Origin of the sequence: Brucella intermedia LMG 3301 (genome assembly GCF_000182645.1) — a bacterium.
Taxonomy (GTDB): domain Bacteria; phylum Pseudomonadota; class Alphaproteobacteria; order Rhizobiales; family Rhizobiaceae; genus Brucella; species Brucella intermedia.
In genome coordinates this window covers 1,246,184-1,262,100 of sequence record NZ_ACQA01000001.1, presented here as the reverse complement: position 1 = coordinate 1,262,100, position 15,917 = coordinate 1,246,184, and the positions used below count along the sequence as shown (strand labels likewise).

Below are 15,917 nucleotides of genomic sequence, written 5' to 3'. Positions count from 1 at the left end.
GCTTTAATGATATGAAATCACGTCGCGTCGTTCTCCGCACAGCTTCGGTTCCTTTTATTTTCGGCCTGCTTCTTGCCGGCTGCGGGACGACAACACCGCTCGACACGTTCAATCTGTCTGCGCCTCAGCCTGGTGTGACTTCACCGAGCCGTAAGAATGTGCAGTTGCTGGTTCCGACGCCAACCGCTCTCAAGGCGCTTGATAGCGAGAATATAGTCGTCAGTTCCGCACCGGGTTCCATCGAATATCTGAAGGGCGCTCAATGGGGAGACAGGCTGACAAACATCGTGCAGTCTCGTCTGGTGCAAGCCTATGAAAATACCGGTATATTTGGCGGGATTGGCCGCCCGGGAGACGGACTGGCAATCAATTATCAGATCCTCACCGATCTTCGAATGTTCGGCATTCAGGCTTATGCTTCGCCAAAGCTCGCAGTTGTCGAGCTGGCCGTGAGGCTGATGAACGATAAGAACGGGGAGGTTCGTGCGACCCGTGTTTTCCGTACGGCCATTCCCGTCGGCGGCGCGACGAATGCAGCTTATGTGAAGGCGCTCGACGCCGCCTTTGAACGGACTGCCAGCGAAATCGTGAGCTGGACGGTAACGACGCTCTGAGCCCGCGAAAGTTGATTGATGAGGAGGGCCGGCGATTAGTTGCCGGCCCTTTTTCTTTGGTTTGACGCAGCCTGTTGCTGGCCGATAGTCCAACCAACAAAAAACGCGGCCCGAAGGCCGCGTTTTTCTTCATTTCCGTTTCTTAGCGGAGGCGACCGCTTGCGTGAGCAAGCATTGTGTAGACCTTGCCGGTATCTGAAGTGAGGTAAGTCCGCGTTACCATGTTATCACGGTCGTTGCGGGCGACGTCCTCGAGAAGACGCTGGAAGTCATCCATGTAGCGGTCCACGGCGCGGCGGAATTCGCCATCCGTCTGATACTTGCGCTTGATATCGTCAAAGGTCTGCTGACCTTTCAGCGTATAGAGGCGACGGGTAAAGACGTTCCGCTCACCACGACGATAGCGGTCCCACAATTCCACAGAAGCTTCATGGTCGATAGCTCGCGCAATATCCACCGATAGCGAGTTCAGCGATTCAACGACATGGCTTGGCGAGCGAGGCGTTGCGGTCGGCTGGGCCTTGGGCTGCGCTGCCTCTTCTTCCTCACGGGATGCGCGGGCAAGGAGATCAGACACCCAACCACGCGGCTTTTCCGGTTGCGCAGCTTCGGATGATGCAGGCTGCGCCTTCGGCGCTTCGTAGACGCGCTGACGGAGAGCGACATCTGCCTGCGCCACAGGCGCCTGAACGGGAGCCGGACGAGCTGCAGCCGGTGTAGGACGCGAAACCGGGCGATCTGCACGGCTTTCGCCGACATCTACCAGGCGACCGGACTTGTTGACGATTTCGGCCAGTTCCTTGAGCGCATTGATCTGCTCGCTCACGGCCTTGCGCATCGCTGTCGTTGTTTCCTTTGCCTCAGCAGGCATGTCCAGAACGCCGCGCTTCAGTTCGCCACGCGTCGTGTTGAGCTCGTTGCGGATTTCGCTGGCCGTGCGACGGATGTCGTCGGTTGCCGCAGAGAACTTCTGTGCTGCCTGTTCGACAATTTCCGAGACGCTTTCGCGCATCTTTTCGGCAGAAGAGCGGGTCTGGCCTTCGGCGCGCTGGAATGCAGATGCCACCAGCTCTTCGAAGGATTGCATCAGCTTTTCCACGCCTTCCGACTTCTCGACCAGGCCGGACGCCAGCTTGTCGAGCGCCTGGTGGCGATCTTCAAGCGTGCTGACGAGACCGTTCTGAGCCGAATTGATCATTTCGGAAGCCGAGGAAAGAACCTTTCCATGCTCTTCGAAGCGGTCGGCGATGTCTGCAATCTGAGACAGCGTGCTGTCCGAGATGGCCCGCAAAGTACCGATATTGCCGTCGATCAGGCCTGTGGAGGCCTGGAACATCTGCGCGGCGCGGTTGGTGTTTTCGACAAAGCTCGATGTCGTGTCGACAAGGCGACCATCGATGTCGGTAAGATTGCGCGTAGCTGCATCGATCAGCTTGCCCAACTCGCCGTTCGATGCGGCGAGACGGTCGATCAGTTCGCTGACATTATCGGAAAGTCCGGTTTTGGCCTGCTGGACGGCAGCAATTGTTTCTGCAGTCCGGCTCGCGAGTGCATTGACCAATGCGGCATTTTCCGAACGAAGTCTGTCGGTTGCGGCATGCGTTGCTTCTTCAAGCTGTTGTGCCAGCCCACGACCGCTATCAGCGAGCCGCTGCACGAGCGGCTCTGCCGTATCGTTGAGAATCTTGGTGATTTCCTGCGAACGGGCAGCAAGAACGGCGTTGAGTTCGCGGGTGCGTTCCTCCAGTGTAACCGCAGTCGTGTCGGTTACCTGTGCGATGCGTGCTTCGACGGAGCCGAGTTCCATCGTGATACGCGAACCGATGTCGCCCAGACGGGTAGCGATTGCGTCGGCACGTTCTGCAAGACGGGTTTCGGTGCCAGCGAGATTGTCGGCAACGCTGGCCGAGAAGGATTCGCTGTGCCCTGCGAGCGTCTCGCTCGTCTTGGACGCCGTATCTGCGATACGAGCCTCAATCGTGCTGAGTTCGCTGGTGAGGCGGTTTTCGATTGCTTCAAGCCCGCTGGCGATGGCATTGGCGCGTTCGCTGAGACGGCTCTCTGTTCCAGCCAGATTGTCGGCGACGCTGGCCGCAAAGGCCTCGCTGTGACCGGCCAGCGTTTCACTGGTTCTGCTGGCCGTATTGGCGATGCGGGCTTCGATCGAGCCCAACTCGCCAGTGAGGCGGCTTTCGATCTCGCCGAGGCGACCGGCAATCGCATCGGCGCGGTCGCCGAGGCGGGCTTCCGTGCCAGACAGGTTATCGATCAGGCGTGCGCTGAATGCCTCACCGAAACCGTCCAAAGCTTCACCGGCCTTGGCTGCTTCAGCTGAAAGCGTGCTTGCCGCTTCGCCGATCTTTTCACGTAGCGTGCCTGCAACGATGCCGGCGCTTTGTTCCAGTGCCCGACGGACATTGTCGACGCCGATGGTGAGCGCCTTTTCCATCGTCTGGGTGCGTTCTTCGATAATGCCCGTTTGGCCTTCGAAAGCGCGGCTGATAGCGGAACTGCTGTCGGCAATTGCATTGTGCAGGTTGGCCGTGCGCTGTTCCAGAATGTCGCTGTGATCCTGAAGCGTCTGGCTCAGCGAGGCGGTGCTTTCGCTCAGCGTCGAACGGATTTCGGCGGCACGGGTTTCAATCGTGCGCTCATGACCGTCAAGAATGCCGGAAAGGGCATTGTTGTGGTCATTCAGAACGGTGTGCAGGCCGCTCGTGCGTTCTTCGACCTGACGGATATGTTCACCCAATGTTGCGACGAACGTGTCGCGGCTGGCGCCGATGGACGCGTTCATGCTGCTGGCGCGCTCATCGAGAATACGCGCGAGCGTATCCTGATTGTCGGCGATAAGTGCCTGAAGCGAATTTACGCGTTCGTCGAAGGTGCGGGCGAGAACTTCGCGATTTTCGTTGAAGTTATCCCGCATTGCGGCAGCGCGCTCATCCATCAATTGAGCAAGCATGGCCTGGTTGCCTGCAATGATGCCATGAAGCGTGGTGGCGCGTTCTTCGAGCGAACGGCTGTGATCTGCGAAGCTCGCATCGAGCAGAGCAGAGTGGCTTTCCATTGTCTGGCGCAGCGCGTGGGTCCGCTCTTCCAGAATTGCCGCATGGTTGTCGGCAACAGAATTGAGCGCCGATGCACTCGCGTTAACGGCATTTTCGATGTCACTTGTGCGTGCCGCAAGGGTGTCGGCGTGTCCGCGGATAACGGCGGAAACCCGTTCAGTTTCGCCTTCCAGCGATGCAGCGAGAACATCGCGGCTTTCTGCAAGCTTGCCGGCAAAGGCATCCGCCTTTTCGCCGAGGATGTTGCCGACGCTTTCGCCGATAGACGTCAGATCTTCACCGATCTTCGTCTTGGTTTCATCGATCATCGTGCTCAGCGAAGTGCGACCGCTGGAGAAGGTCTCTGCGATTTCGCGGGTACGGGCGATGAGATTTTCATTAATCTGACGCGAACGGGTTTCGAGAGCAGCGTTGAGTTTTTCAGTGCTGCTGTCGAGCGCATGTGCGCGAGCTTCGAATTCGGACAGAAGCGACCGGCCGCGCTCGGAAAGCGTGCTTTCGAGGTTGGCGAGGCGCGTGTCGAATTCGCTGACCATGGACTGCGTTGCGCCGCCGAGCAGATTGGCAATACCGGTTGTACGTTCGTCCAGAGCCTCAGCCAGACGGTCCGAGACAGTGCGGGATTGCTCATCAAGTGTCGCAATACGCGTGTCCAGCAGGTTGGCAAAGGCTTCACCGGAAGTCGTGATGCGCGAGCCTATGTCTCCGGTGCGGGTTTCGATGGCTTCGGCAATAGCGCCGCCGCTTTCATTGATGCTGCCGATCAGGCGTTCGCCAGATTCGGTGAGCAGGGTGCTCAACTGTTGCGAGGCAGAAAGAACATTGTCGCGGATGATGTTGGAAGCGCTCGAAAGTTCTTCCTTGAGCTGTTCGTGCGCGCCCGAGATCGACGAACGCACGCGCTCGGCATGGCTGACGACAGCTTCACGCTCGTTGCCGAGGTCGCTGACCAGCGAACGAATGCGAACTTCATTATCGCTATAGGCGCGTTCCAGCTGATTGACTTCGGACTGAACAAGCGTTTCCAGCTCGACGGCCCGCGCTAATGTGCGTTCGATGCCTTCGTTCATGGCGGCGACTTCGCGACGCACAGCCTGTCCAAGAGTAGAAACGCGATCACCGGAAACAGCTTCCGGCTGGAGCAGCCGCATGGCAGCTTCCGACATGCTGCGTGCAGCCAGATGCATTTCCTGAGCGCGCTTTACGAGCTGCGCAAATCCCCAGAACATGGCGACGGGCAAGGCTACACCAGCCACGACGCCGAGACCGGCGGGAGAAGTGAAAAAGTCTTTGGTGGCCTGCATGCTCGAGAAGACATCAGGATTAATGGCCTTGCTCAGCGCAACGCCGCCAGCAGCCCAAAGTACGCTGATTGCGGTCGTGGTCCAGAACAGCTTCGACGAGTTTTCGGTCGCGCGGCGTGGAGCTGCGATTATTGCTTTTTCACTGCGGGAATCGTCGTTTGCTGGCGTGAAGGTAGAGGAGGCGACATTGGCAGTCGTCGCGACAGACGGAGCGGAAACAGGCTTGCTGACCGGCTCCGGCGTGGGTGCCGCTGTCTTCGAGGTATTGGCCGGCTTGTGCTGCACATTGGCCGCGGCTTGCGCCACGGGACCTGCAGCTTTCACGACCGGGGGAATCGGTGGCGCCGCAGGCGTCGCAATCACCGAGGCTGTGGTGATGGTAGCGGCTTTTGCAGCGGTTTCCACTGGAGAGACGGCAGCGGGCTCAGCCGTTTTGGTCTTCTGTTCGGCAACCAGTTCTTCAGCCGCGCGCGAAATCTGCTCTTCCAGATCATCGACCGAGAAGCCTTCATCGAACGCACTTAAGTCCATATCCATATCAAGATCGTCACCGAAATCGATATCGAGTGCCTGTTCCAGTGCCTTTTCAACCTCAAGGTCGAGCTTCTGTGCCTTGGATTTGGAAGCCATTGTTTGCCTACCTCGTACTCATTACTGCGACGGCCGGACCATGAAAGAGCCGTTACAAAACTTTCTCCGCCATTTTGCATCGTATCGGGTCGTGCCTGTTAAGGAAATAGGCGTCTTTTGCCGATACCTAAAACTTTAAATACAAGGTTAACGGAAACCGGCTCAATTCGTGAAAATTCGACATTTCCGGCCTTCTGGCATTTACCAGCAAGTTGTGGAAATTGTTCTGAACCATTGGGGCTGCCTGAAAGAGCACCGCAAAGTTATTAACAAAAATACTCTCTTTGCGTGCAAAGCCTTTCGCGGTCCGCTCCATGATTGCATCGTGTCGGCTCGGGATTCTATCCGCTTTTTCTCACAATCATTGCTGCTTATCATATGATGCACTTTTGGCTGACGGCAAGGAAGAGTTTTACGGTCGTGAACGCAACTGTCGGATTTGCCAGGCGAGGAAACCTTCAATCGACGCACGGCATATTGGCGCAGTTGCGGACAAGTGCGCGGTCAAGGTTGAAACTGTTTCCAGAACGCCGTATCTGCGATTTCGAGTTTATTTGCGTTTTCAAGCCGGGATGGTGCGAACGCTGAAGACAAAGATCGCGTGAAATTTGCGCGTTTCAAGGAATTAAAATGACGAAGATCGTATTCGTATCCGCTGACGGCGCGACCCGAACCGAAGTCGAAGCCGACAACGGGTCCAGCGTGATGGAAGCTGCCATTCGCAATGGCATTCCTGGCATCGATGCGGAATGTGGCGGCGCTTGCGCCTGTGCAACCTGCCATGTCTATGTTGACGAGGATTGGACGGACACCGTCGGTGGGCCGGACGCGATGGAAGAGGATATGCTGGATTTCGCTTATGAAGTTCGCCCGACCTCGCGCCTCTCATGTCAGATCCGGGTGTCGGGCGATCTTGAGGGCCTCGTCGTACAGGTGCCTGAACGCCAGAACTAGGCTTTTAAAGAAGTAGGGATGCGATGGGTGACGAGCCGCAAAATGATATTGTCATTATCGGCTGCGGACCCGTCGCACTCTTTTCCATCTTTCAGCTTGGGCTTTTTGGTTTCAAGTGCCATCTCATAGAATCTTGCGATAGGCCCGGGGGTCAATGCACGGCACTCTATGCTGACAAGCCGATCTATGACGTACCCGGATTTCCCGAAATCATGGGCGAGGAGCTCGTTGAACGGCTTCTCAGGCAGATCGAGCCGTATAATCCGGTTTTTCATTTCAAGAAGATTGCAGACAGCATCTCTGTCGATGAATACGGTGTGACCATCAGCACTTGCGATGGTGAAAAGTTCTACGCCCGCGCTGCGGTGATTGCCTCCGGTCTCGGCGCGTTTACCGGTAATGGGCAAGTTATCCGTCCTGACCCGCTTGCAAAGCTTTCACTGTTGAAAACGGGTAACATGCTGGCTGTAAGTTCAGAGACCTTCAGAACTTCGAGTCCAAAGGTCTATGCCATTGGGGATGCCTGTCATTATCCGGGCAAACTGAAACTGATCCTGTCGGGGTTTCACGAAGCCGCTTTGATGACGCAGGCCGTACGACGGGAATTGGCCTAGATTCGGCTCGCTATTTGGAAGCCTGCTGGGCGCGCTCCATGCGATAGGTCAGCAAGCGCGCGAAACGATCTTCGAAATTGATTGTCTCAACCCGGTCGAACCGCTGCTGCTCCTTGTCATGTGCTTCCATGAGGCGGGCTGTTACCTTGTCTATGTCCGCGCGCAGCACCAAGCAATCCGGGCGGCTGCGCAGACCACGTATTTCCCGTTCCATCCGGCTCGCAAAGCTTCGGGCGATCACGATGTGGCTTTCTTCATGCCGACGAATATCCTGCACCAGCGTATCCCAGATCAACGCGAGTTCCGGCGTAGCCTTGCGACGCTGCTTCCAGCGGGGCAGGGAGACCTTTGCGTGAACATTCACGTAAACATCCTGCACCTTGCAGTCTTTTCCGGGTGCACGACCATAGCGCACTTTCGCGTCGAAACGGATTTCAGCGGCACCGGGGTGATGCCGGCCTGTCTTCTTGAGGAAGGGTCCGCTGCGGGAAAGCGCCTTGTCGAGGTCCGCCGCCGTTTTACCGCTTACGGTGTAATAGCTGAATTCGCGAAAGATCGACGCGGCTTCGGCCTGGGGAGCTACCATGGCAAGAACTGCACCGAGGGCCAGAACCTTCTTTCTCAAATTCATGTCCTGGCACCTCTTTCTAAAACCAGCAGGAAATTCGCTTTTTGCTGCCACAAGCATGGCATGCAATCGTCAAGAGAACTATAACGCCCTTCACAAAATGACTTCAGGCGAGGTTGGTTGCAACCTCGCCGCAATGAAAAGTGGCACGGAGAATGGCACAGGAACATTTCGCTATGACGAAAGAATGGCACCTCGCGCATGGACGAAGCATCCATGTGGGGACCAAGGCCATTATCATGGGCATACTAAATGTCACGCCTGACTCTTTTTCCGATGGCGGCCAACATGAAGAGTTGGAAAAGGCCATTGAAGCGGCTGGCCAGATGCTCGCTGATGGAGCGACAATCATCGATGTGGGCGGGGAATCGACCCGTCCCGGAGCCGCCGCCGTCGATGCCGAAACTGAAATCGCACGCGTTGTTCCCGTCATCGAGGCATTGGCAAGGAGATATGATTGCATCATCTCCATCGATACTTACCGCGCTGCAACGGCGCGGGCCGCGGTCAATGCCGGAGCACATGTCGTCAATGACGTCTGGGGGCTCCAGCGCGAACCGGAAATTGCTCATGTAGCTAGATACAGCGGCGCGGGACTGGTCATCATGCACACCAGCAGGGATCGCCCCGTTCTTGCGGATGTCATTGAAGATCAGTTCTCGTTCCTCAATGTCTCGCTGGATATAGCGAAAGACGCAGGTATCGAAGAATCCCGCATAGTGCTCGATCCCGGGTTCGGCTTCGGCAAGAACAAGGATGAAGACGTTGCGCTTTTGGCCAGGGCGGATGAACTGCAAAAACTCGGGTTTCCGTTACTGGTCGGTACATCGCGCAAACGTTTTATCGGCGGTATGACGGGAAGGGATAATCCACTTGACCGTGATATAGGAACTGCGGCAACGTCGGTCGCACTGCGTTTGGCAGGTGCCGACATCTTCCGTGTTCACAATGTCGCTTTTAATAGAGACGCACTTGCCGTTGCAGATGATATCCTCCAATCAAGACGCAGCGAAAACAGAAAGTGAAGCCGTGTATACGATCCGAATGATGAATTGCGCGTTCTTTGCGCACCACGGCGTTTTCGATGAAGAGCATAAGCTTGGCCAGCGTTTTTATGTCGATGCCATTCTCGATGTCGATCCCGGCAACGCGCTGGAGAACGACGATATTGACGGCACTGTGCATTACGGTATCGCATTCGCCGTCATTCAGGACATTATCACGGGGCGCCAGCGCTATCTGATCGAAACGCTGGCTCTCGACGTTGCAAAAGCGCTCGCCGCCCGGTTTCCGCAGGTAAAGCGCGCGGAAATCACCGTACGCAAGCCGAACGCGCCAGTACCAGGTGTCCTGGACCATGTTGAAGTGACCGTGGTCTATCCGCAGTGAACATGAGCAAATCTTACCGCGCCTGGCTGGGGCTCGGCGGAAATATCGACGATCCCGTCGCCTCGATGGGCAAGGCCTTGCGCATGCTGGACGCACGTGCCGACACGAATATCGTCGCCGTTTCGGCAGTTTATCGCACGCCGCCATGGGGAAAGACGGACCAGGCATGGTTTCACAATGCCTGCGCCGAAGTCGAAACTTCGTTGCAGCCATTGGAGTTGATTGCGACCTGTCTCGATGTTGAACGCTCCTTAAAGCGTGTCAGGCTGGAGAGATGGGGACCGCGCATTATCGATATAGATATACTGGCAATGCAGGATGAAGCGGGCAGGGCTGTCATTATGGCTGATACCGCTCTGGTATTGCCGCATCCACGTATGCATGAGCGCGCTTTCGTGCTCGTGCCGCTGAACGATATCGCGCCTTCTCTCGAAATCGGAGGCAAGACGGTTGCCGACTGGAATGCCGGGATCGAACAGTCTGGAATAGAAAAAGCCCGCACGGATGCGGGCTGGTGGCGGGAATAGGGTCGGCTCAGTTCTTGGCGATGCTGCCGACAGCGATATTATCGACGCGCTTCAAATTCATGCCGATGACCGGAACCAGCTCCTTGTCGACGCGAACGGAAACCGTCACGTTCATCGTGTTCGGATCAGAGATGCGCGCCAGCATCGCACCGTTGAGCTGCTTGCGGTTAAGGCCGAAGACGACCTTGTTGCCGCTGACCGAACCCGATGTAACGTCAAGCCCCTTGCCTTCGGCGCCGTCGTTGAACTTCCCGGAATAAGCCGAGCCAACGCGTGTAACGGTGGCCTTCATCGGCTGCGAGAAAACGCCGACGCGGCAAGTGCCATCCAGCGTCATTCCAACGCTTTCATCCGGCGTCGATCCAGCGAGATTACAAACGAACTTCGTGCCTTTGTATTTTCCGGCAACGATTTCGCCCGGGCCGGACCATTGGCCTTCGATGGTTTGAAAGAACTGCTTGTCTTTGTCGGCGGCCAGAACCGGCGCGGCAGAAAATGACACGGGCAGCAGCGTCAGGCAGGCGGCGATGCAATTCTTCATATTCAGCTCTGTCCCGGATTCACGACCTTGATTGGACGTCATTCCTAATCGTTGTTTTTCAGCATGTCACGACCAAAACTGGCCGCACCTCGCAAACCGTCGGATATTCCGAGGCTGCCAAAAGCCGATTGAAGGGGAAGGGCACGGATTGAAGAGGAGTGTGCCGATACACCGGATCGCTCGATTCTGGCGCAGATTTCTATCTGCCATAATCGGCGGGAATGGTTAATGCTTCGGAAATAAACTGCTATTTTCCAGAAGGCTTCTTATCGGTGCGTTCACCGCTGATCCTTGCAAGATCGCCAATAAAGTCGCCGATACCGGGCCGTTTTTCGGCATTGAACGGGAATGGTCGCACCACATCCATAGCTGCAATTCCGATGCGTGCGGTCATCAGCCCGTTGACCACGCCTTCGCCCAGTTTGGCCGACAGGCGGGAGGCAAGACCATGGCCGACAAGCTGTTGGATCACACTGTCTCCCATGGCCAGCGTGCCCGTCACGGCCAGATGAGCGATGACCCGGCGGGCAAGTTTAAGGAAACCCAATGTCCCGGGCCGACCGCCGTAGAGTTGTGAAAGCCTGCGGATCAGCCGGGCTGATTCAAAAATTACATATCCGATATCGACCAGCGCCCGCGGGCTGATCGCAGTGACAATCGAAACGCGTTTGGACGCATTCAGAATGAGTGCGCGCGCCTCCCGGTCGAGGGGGCGGAGAATTTCCGTTTCGGCAAGCTGGATCAGATTTCGCCCGTCAATGATATCGTCCGTGAGACCGTCCAGAAGCTGTCGTCCGCGCGCAGTTTCAGGCAAGCCCGCCGCAATGGAGCGCAGTGCATCCACGGCCTTTCTGGCCGCCGCCATATCGTCACGCTCCGCTGCATCTGCTGCGTCCTTGCGAAGATGCTGCACTGAAGCGAGGCGGCGGAGTGCTGCCAGTTCGCGAACGACGATGGCGATAAAGGCGGCAAGCGCAATTATAGCGACGCCCAAGGCGGTCCAGCCCAACCAGTCAGCACGCGAAAACAGTGCCCGAATAAGGTCTTCAATCCAGATGCCGACGGCGAAGGAAACAAGTAAGCCGAGCGCGCCGAACAGTATTTTGCTGAGCGACCAGCCCTTGCGTTCGGGCGATTCATAGGGTGGGTCGAGAATCTCCAACTCGGCTGCCTCGTCGTCGCTCAAGGCGAAAACATCCGGTTGCGCGATAACCGCATCCAGGTCACGGACCGCGCGGGGACGGCGGGGCGTTTCATCCACCGTCTCGGGATGGATCGTGGGCTGATTTACCGTGAATGAAGCCGGTCTACGTGGTGTCTTCTCAGTCATGCGAGACGATCCCCAATCAGAAACTGCAAGGCGCGATCCAGCCTTATATGAGGCAGGGAAAGTGTCAGGCCTTCGGCGGTACGCTCAAGCCGCGGAGGGCGAAAACGGACGAAACGGATGGCCGGATCATCCTGCGCAAAAGACTTTTCAAAGATCGCATTGGGATTCTTCGGTAAGTCTCCGGGAAATATGGCTGTTTCGGTTTCACCATCGAACACTTCCCCGTCGATCTTCTCCCCCTTCAACGGGGTGCCCACGATGACCGGGAGAGTTTCCTTGCCCTGTGTCACGGTTGCCTCGCGGGTCGCGCGGACCGCAGCCATTGCGAGGACATCAATATCGGCGCCGGAAAAATCGGCTCGCTCTATCGCTCGCTCGACCAGACGCCGCACGATGGCTTGCAGGCGGTCATGACTTTCATGGTGCAGATGATCGGCCTTCGTTGCCGCAACAAGGATACGCCCGATCCGGCGCTGGATCAGGCCCGTCAGCAGGTTGGCGCGCCCCGGCCGGAAACACGACAAAATATCGGTGAGCGCGCGTTCGAGATCGGCCACGACGGCGCCGCCTGCGTTCATCGCCTGCATGGCATCGATAAGCACGATCTGCCGATCGAGCCGCGCAATATGCTCGCGGAAGAATGGCTTGATGACGTAGGTTTTATAGGCTTCGTAACGCCGTTCCATCATTGCGCCCAGCGAGCCGACCCTCAGATCGTCCGGTTTCAGGTTTGGAAGCGGAGCGAATGTCAGCGCGGGTGAGCCCTCAAGGTCTCCCGGCATCAGGAAGCGTCCCGGCGGCAGGGTGGATAATGCGCGCTCATCGGCTTTGCCAGCACGCAAATACGCCGTGAAACTTCTGGCGAGGCGCTGGGCCGTCAGTTCGTCTGCTTTTTCAGAAGGGTCAACGAGAGCGGCTTCGCTAATCCACTGCTGGGCCAGATCCTTGTGTGTTGGCTCATGGGCCAGAGCAAAGGAGTCCGCACTGAATTCCGCATAAGATTTACCAAGCAGAGGCAAATCGAGCAGCCATTCGCCCGGGTAATCGACAATATCAACCGAGAGCTTGCCCGGTGACAGCCAACGTCCCCAGGCAGAAGCGGATTCATATTCGATGGTGAGGCGCAGTTGTGAGATGGCGCGCGTGGAGTCCGGCCAGATACGCTCATCGATCAATGCCGACAGATGTTCTTCATATTGAAAGCGGGGGACAGCATCGTCCGGTTGCGGTTCGAGCAGGGCTCGTGAAATGCGGCCCGATTTATAGGCTTCGAACATCGGAAGCCTGCCACCGTGCAGCATGTTGTGAACGAGAGCCGTGATGAAGACCGTCTTTCCGGCGCGCGACAGACCCGTCACGCCGAGCCGCAATGATGGAGACAAAATCCCGGTCGCACGATCTGCCAACGTATCCAGTGCGATCTTCGCTTCGTCGCCAATACTTGTCAGCTTAGCCAATTAATCCTCGCCGAATTCACTGATCTGTCAGCGGTATAGATAGGGTGGCCCCAGCGCCCTTGGCAAGGAATGCCGGTTGCTTCGCGGAAAATCTACCGGGGCAGTATGAAGCTTTCCAGATAACCAGCGCCACGCTCAAGATCGGTGAGCGAGGCGGGAAACGTGATATTGGCCAGTGCGGCAGTAGGAAAGCCAGCGCGCAGTTTCAGAAGGCTATCTTGGTTGCCATCGCTACACAAGGCGAGTGCCAGATCTTCAATGCTGGGATTATGTCCTACAAGCATCAGCGTCGCCGCGTCACCGTGTTTGCATATGGCTTGCATGTAGTCAGCCGCGCCGCCGCTATAGATCGTATCGTCGACGATGGTTTCGACCTCGATACCGAGACGCTCAACAAGGCCGAACGCAGTTTCTCGCGTTCTGCACGAACCGGAAAGAACCACCCGATCGGGATAAAGCTCGGTTGACTTCATAGCCCTTGCGAGCCGGTCGAGTGCAGCTTTGCCTTCCTGATCAAGAGGGCGATCGAAATCCTTCATTCCCGGTCTGGCCCACACGGCTTTCGCGTGTCTTAGAAGAAGCAAGCGACTCATCTGTAACGTTCCAAGCTGTGTTTTTCCTGCATTTTTCGCCATAATCCGAGAGCGAATGAACGCTCCGGTTGCCTATTCTCCCGATTTTTTGATGGCTGTCAGCATTATTTACAGGTGCCATTTGCCTAATTATTGAGCTTCAGGAACTTCTCCCGAGGGAGAGTGGTTTCGACTGAAAATATACCGGTGTTTTCCGCAATTGATTGAAGTTATTCTGAAAGTCCCAAGAGCAAATTTTTGCGTTGAGTTCTATGTTGCATCATTTTTACGCATAATCATACAAAATTGATGCACTAAAAAGTAGTGAAGTACGCTTGTTTGATGTTGTGTCCTTGTTGCTATGGAACTATATAACCGCTCGCGTCTCCTAGATGTGGGGTAATTCAGAATGAGTGAATTGATTGACCTTGACTATAGGCCCACTGAAGACGAGCCGTTCATGAACGAGCGGCAGAAGTCTTATTTCCGTGCGAAACTGATCGCATGGAAGAACGATATTCTGCGTGAAGCGCGCGAAACGCTTGAGGCGCTGCAGCAGGAAAATGCCAACCATCCCGACCTGGCGGACAGGGCATCCTCCGAAACGGATCGGGCAATCGAGCTGCGAGCTCGCGACAGACAGCGCAAACTGATCTCAAAAATCGACGCGGCCCTGAGCCGCATTGATGAAGGAACATACGGTTTCTGCGAAGAGACGGGAGAACCTATCAGCTTGAAGCGGCTTGATGCGCGTCCGATCGCTACGCTTTCAATCGAAGCACAGGAGCGTCATGAGCGTCGAGAAAAAGTCTATCGCGACGACTAGTGCGCCTTCCGGAACGTGCGAAACAGAGCGTCGATCTAATTCAATCTGATCGCAATATGCTCTAGGTCCGAGACAGTTTGAAAATTATAGGCTGCGGTTTCCGCAGCCTATTTTCTTTTATCGATACGGCTTCGGCGGGAAATCAATCCCTGCGAATTCCATCCTTGGTCAATTCACCGAGGAGCTTTTCCATTTCGTCCTCGATATCGTCCTTTGTCTTGTCTTCGAGCGTATCGTCGGTTGCCGAAATATCAAGCGACCTCAGAAGCTCATTCTCGAAGAACTCGGTATCGAATGAGGCCGCTTCCTTGCTCTCCTCGCTGGCAGAGCTCTGCGAATTGATGTCTGCGGTGATGGCGTCCTGCAATGCATTGCCGAGGTCCGCCAGGTCATCACCGGGCGGTTCAGGTGAAACTGGCTCGGATACCGCCGGCTTTGACGCTGCAATCGGGATCTCAGGTTCGATACGCTTCGGTTCGGAAGGCGTGGAGAATGCCGGCGCTGCCGTTGTGGATACCATGGGACCCGCTACGTCGAGCGTTGGAGATTTGTCCGCGACCGTTGTTTCACGCTCAGGAACGATACTGCCGAGATTTGCCGAGGCGACGGACGTAGCGGCAGCAACGCCGGTAGCGGTGACACCACCTGAGGAGGTTGAACTCACCACTCCGCGCGAAACCTGGCTTAATGGATAGGCCGGGTGGGCGCGTGTTGACTGTGGCTGTGCCTGCGCGGGGCGGGGCGGCAATACTGTGCGCGGTTGCGGTGGATAATTCGGCGCGGGCCGTGGTTGTGGTCGAGCCTGCATCGGCTGAGCGGGTTTCGGCTCGACAGGCGATTGCGACGAGTGTGACGCCACAGCCGGAGCCTGGGGCGGAACACGAACCGGCGTAGCAGCCTGTGGGGCCGGTTCTTCTCGTGCTGGCTCGGGTTTGCGGTAAGCCGGTGTTTCGATTGCGGAACTGATCTGGATCGCTTCGTCCTTCTCATTCGCCGGAGGCGTCTGCAGCGACAAAGCAGGGGTCTTTTCATTGGTCAGCACTTCGTGCTGCTTGAAGCGTTCGATGTGCTCCGGTTCAATCCGAGAAGGCTGCACCCGCGCATGGGCCCGCGATTCCATGACGATATTCTGCTCCACCACAACGTCCGTGGGGCCGCCGATGAGCAACAGATGCTCCACATCGTCACGGCGAATAAGGACCAGCTTGCGCCTGCTGTCGACTGCCGCCGCATCCATCACCGAGAGCCGCGGTTGCCGCGTACGGCCGTTGGATACGTAAGTACCGCCGCTGAAACGGCGGATGATACTGAGAACAACGAAAATTCCGCAAAGAATGATCGCAAATATTAGGATGAAGCCGACAATATTAGCCGCGCTCTCTCCAACGATGCCGCTGAGCCATTCCTTCATGCGGATACCCTCTTATACAATAAACGAAAACCTGCGATGAATGGAGACT

Annotated in this window: 14 protein-coding genes; 7 read left to right on the top strand and 7 right to left on the bottom strand. The window is 56.6% G+C overall.

Features of this window, described 5'->3' with window-relative positions; genetic code table 11:
• Positions 1–11 precede the first annotated feature (11 nt).
• Positions 12–614: an ABC-type transport auxiliary lipoprotein family protein gene (locus tag OINT_RS05980; protein ID WP_006470506.1), complete on the top strand. Its 603-nt coding sequence runs from the start codon at positions 12–14 to the stop codon at positions 612–614.
• Between the two features lie 142 nt (positions 615–756).
• On the opposite strand, the gene OINT_RS05975 is transcribed toward OINT_RS05980, so the two are convergent.
• Positions 757–5,619, bottom strand: a complete 4,863-nt coding sequence (locus OINT_RS05975; protein WP_006466870.1) for an apolipoprotein A-IV repeat region-like domain-containing protein — start codon at positions 5,617–5,619, stop codon at positions 757–759.
• Positions 5,620–6,249: 630 nt separating this feature from the next.
• Here OINT_RS05975 and OINT_RS05965 point away from each other — a divergent pair.
• A complete protein-coding gene (locus tag OINT_RS05965) occupies positions 6,250–6,573 on the top strand; it encodes a 2Fe-2S iron-sulfur cluster-binding protein (protein WP_006466868.1) in 324 nt (107 codons plus the stop codon).
• 23 nt (positions 6,574–6,596) lie between these two features.
• A complete protein-coding gene (locus OINT_RS05960) occupies positions 6,597–7,187 on the top strand; it encodes an NAD(P)/FAD-dependent oxidoreductase (RefSeq protein WP_006466867.1) in 591 nt (196 codons plus the stop codon).
• Positions 7,188–7,197: 10 nt separating this feature from the next.
• Here OINT_RS05960 and OINT_RS05955 read toward each other — a convergent pair whose 3' ends face one another.
• Positions 7,198–7,818 carry a DUF922 domain-containing Zn-dependent protease gene (locus OINT_RS05955; protein WP_006470504.1) on the bottom strand — a complete coding sequence of 207 codons (621 nt, stop codon included), beginning with the start codon at positions 7,816–7,818 and terminating at the stop codon, positions 7,198–7,200.
• 173 nt (positions 7,819–7,991) lie between these two features.
• Between OINT_RS05955 and folP the strand changes: the two genes are divergently transcribed.
• From folP to folK, 3 genes are read left to right on the top strand one after another with little or no spacing between them, the layout of a single operon-like run.
• The gene (gene folP / locus OINT_RS05950) at positions 7,992–8,840 is read left to right on the top strand and encodes a dihydropteroate synthase (RefSeq protein WP_036564635.1); all 849 of its coding nucleotides are present in this window, start codon (positions 7,992–7,994) and stop codon (positions 8,838–8,840) included.
• A gap of 4 nt (positions 8,841–8,844) precedes the next feature.
• Positions 8,845–9,204, top strand: a complete 360-nt coding sequence (gene folB, locus OINT_RS05945; RefSeq protein ID WP_006470502.1) for a dihydroneopterin aldolase — start codon at positions 8,845–8,847, stop codon at positions 9,202–9,204.
• Positions 9,205–9,206: 2 nt separating this feature from the next.
• Positions 9,207–9,731 carry a 2-amino-4-hydroxy-6-hydroxymethyldihydropteridine diphosphokinase gene (folK, locus tag OINT_RS05940; protein WP_022569868.1) on the top strand — a complete coding sequence of 175 codons (525 nt, stop codon included), beginning with the start codon at positions 9,207–9,209 and terminating at the stop codon, positions 9,729–9,731.
• A 7-nt stretch (positions 9,732–9,738) separates the two neighbouring features.
• Here folK and OINT_RS05935 read toward each other — a convergent pair whose 3' ends face one another.
• The 4 genes from OINT_RS05935 to OINT_RS05920 all read right to left on the bottom strand — a co-directional run bounded on the left by OINT_RS05935 (position 9,739) and on the right by OINT_RS05920 (position 13,652).
• Positions 9,739–10,272: a hypothetical protein gene (locus tag OINT_RS05935; RefSeq protein ID WP_025089520.1), complete on the bottom strand. Its 534-nt coding sequence runs from the start codon at positions 10,270–10,272 to the stop codon at positions 9,739–9,741.
• Between the two features lie 247 nt (positions 10,273–10,519).
• The gene (locus OINT_RS05930) at positions 10,520–11,602 is read right to left on the bottom strand and encodes a YcjF family protein (protein ID WP_006466861.1); all 1,083 of its coding nucleotides are present in this window, start codon (positions 11,600–11,602) and stop codon (positions 10,520–10,522) included.
• Complete coding sequence (locus OINT_RS05925) at positions 11,599–13,059, bottom strand: YcjX family GTP-binding protein (RefSeq protein ID WP_006466860.1); 1,461 nt, start codon at positions 13,057–13,059, stop codon at positions 11,599–11,601. The genes OINT_RS05930 and OINT_RS05925 overlap by 4 nt, the downstream gene beginning before the upstream one ends.
• 92 nt (positions 13,060–13,151) lie before the next feature.
• Positions 13,152–13,652: a SixA phosphatase family protein gene (locus OINT_RS05920; protein ID WP_006470501.1), complete on the bottom strand. Its 501-nt coding sequence runs from the start codon at positions 13,650–13,652 to the stop codon at positions 13,152–13,154.
• 388 nt (positions 13,653–14,040) lie between these two features.
• On the opposite strand from OINT_RS05920, the gene dksA reads away from it, so the two are divergent.
• Complete coding sequence (dksA, locus tag OINT_RS05915; RefSeq protein ID WP_006466858.1) at positions 14,041–14,457, top strand: RNA polymerase-binding protein DksA; 417 nt, start codon at positions 14,041–14,043, stop codon at positions 14,455–14,457.
• A gap of 142 nt (positions 14,458–14,599) precedes the next feature.
• Here dksA and OINT_RS05910 read toward each other — a convergent pair whose 3' ends face one another.
• Positions 14,600–15,868, bottom strand: a complete 1,269-nt coding sequence (locus OINT_RS05910) for a flagellar biosynthetic protein FliO (protein WP_006466857.1) — start codon at positions 15,866–15,868, stop codon at positions 14,600–14,602.
• Positions 15,869–15,917: the final 49 nt, after the last annotated feature.

Excerpts from the sequence above, each read along its gene's own strand:
- OINT_RS05980 (WP_006470506.1), top strand. The coding sequence starts at position 12 with ATGAAATCACGTCGCGTCGTTCTCCGCACAGCTTCGGTTCCTTTTATT.
- OINT_RS05975 (WP_006466870.1), bottom strand. The coding sequence starts at position 5,619 with ATGGCTTCCAAATCCAAGGCACAGAAGCTCGACCTTGAGGTTGAAAAG.
- OINT_RS05965 (WP_006466868.1), top strand. The coding sequence starts at position 6,250 with ATGACGAAGATCGTATTCGTATCCGCTGACGGCGCGACCCGAACCGAA.
- OINT_RS05960 (WP_006466867.1), top strand. The coding sequence starts at position 6,597 with ATGGGTGACGAGCCGCAAAATGATATTGTCATTATCGGCTGCGGACCC.
- OINT_RS05955 (WP_006470504.1), bottom strand. The coding sequence starts at position 7,818 with ATGAATTTGAGAAAGAAGGTTCTGGCCCTCGGTGCAGTTCTTGCCATG.
- folP (WP_036564635.1), top strand. The coding sequence starts at position 7,992 with ATGACGAAAGAATGGCACCTCGCGCATGGACGAAGCATCCATGTGGGG.
- folK (WP_022569868.1), top strand. The coding sequence starts at position 9,207 with ATGAGCAAATCTTACCGCGCCTGGCTGGGGCTCGGCGGAAATATCGAC.
- OINT_RS05935 (WP_025089520.1), bottom strand. The coding sequence starts at position 10,272 with ATGAAGAATTGCATCGCCGCCTGCCTGACGCTGCTGCCCGTGTCATTT.
- OINT_RS05930 (WP_006466861.1), bottom strand. The coding sequence starts at position 11,602 with ATGACTGAGAAGACACCACGTAGACCGGCTTCATTCACGGTAAATCAG.
- OINT_RS05920 (WP_006470501.1), bottom strand. The coding sequence starts at position 13,652 with ATGAGTCGCTTGCTTCTTCTAAGACACGCGAAAGCCGTGTGGGCCAGA.
- dksA (WP_006466858.1), top strand. The coding sequence starts at position 14,041 with ATGAGTGAATTGATTGACCTTGACTATAGGCCCACTGAAGACGAGCCG.
- OINT_RS05910 (WP_006466857.1), bottom strand. The coding sequence starts at position 15,868 with ATGAAGGAATGGCTCAGCGGCATCGTTGGAGAGAGCGCGGCTAATATT.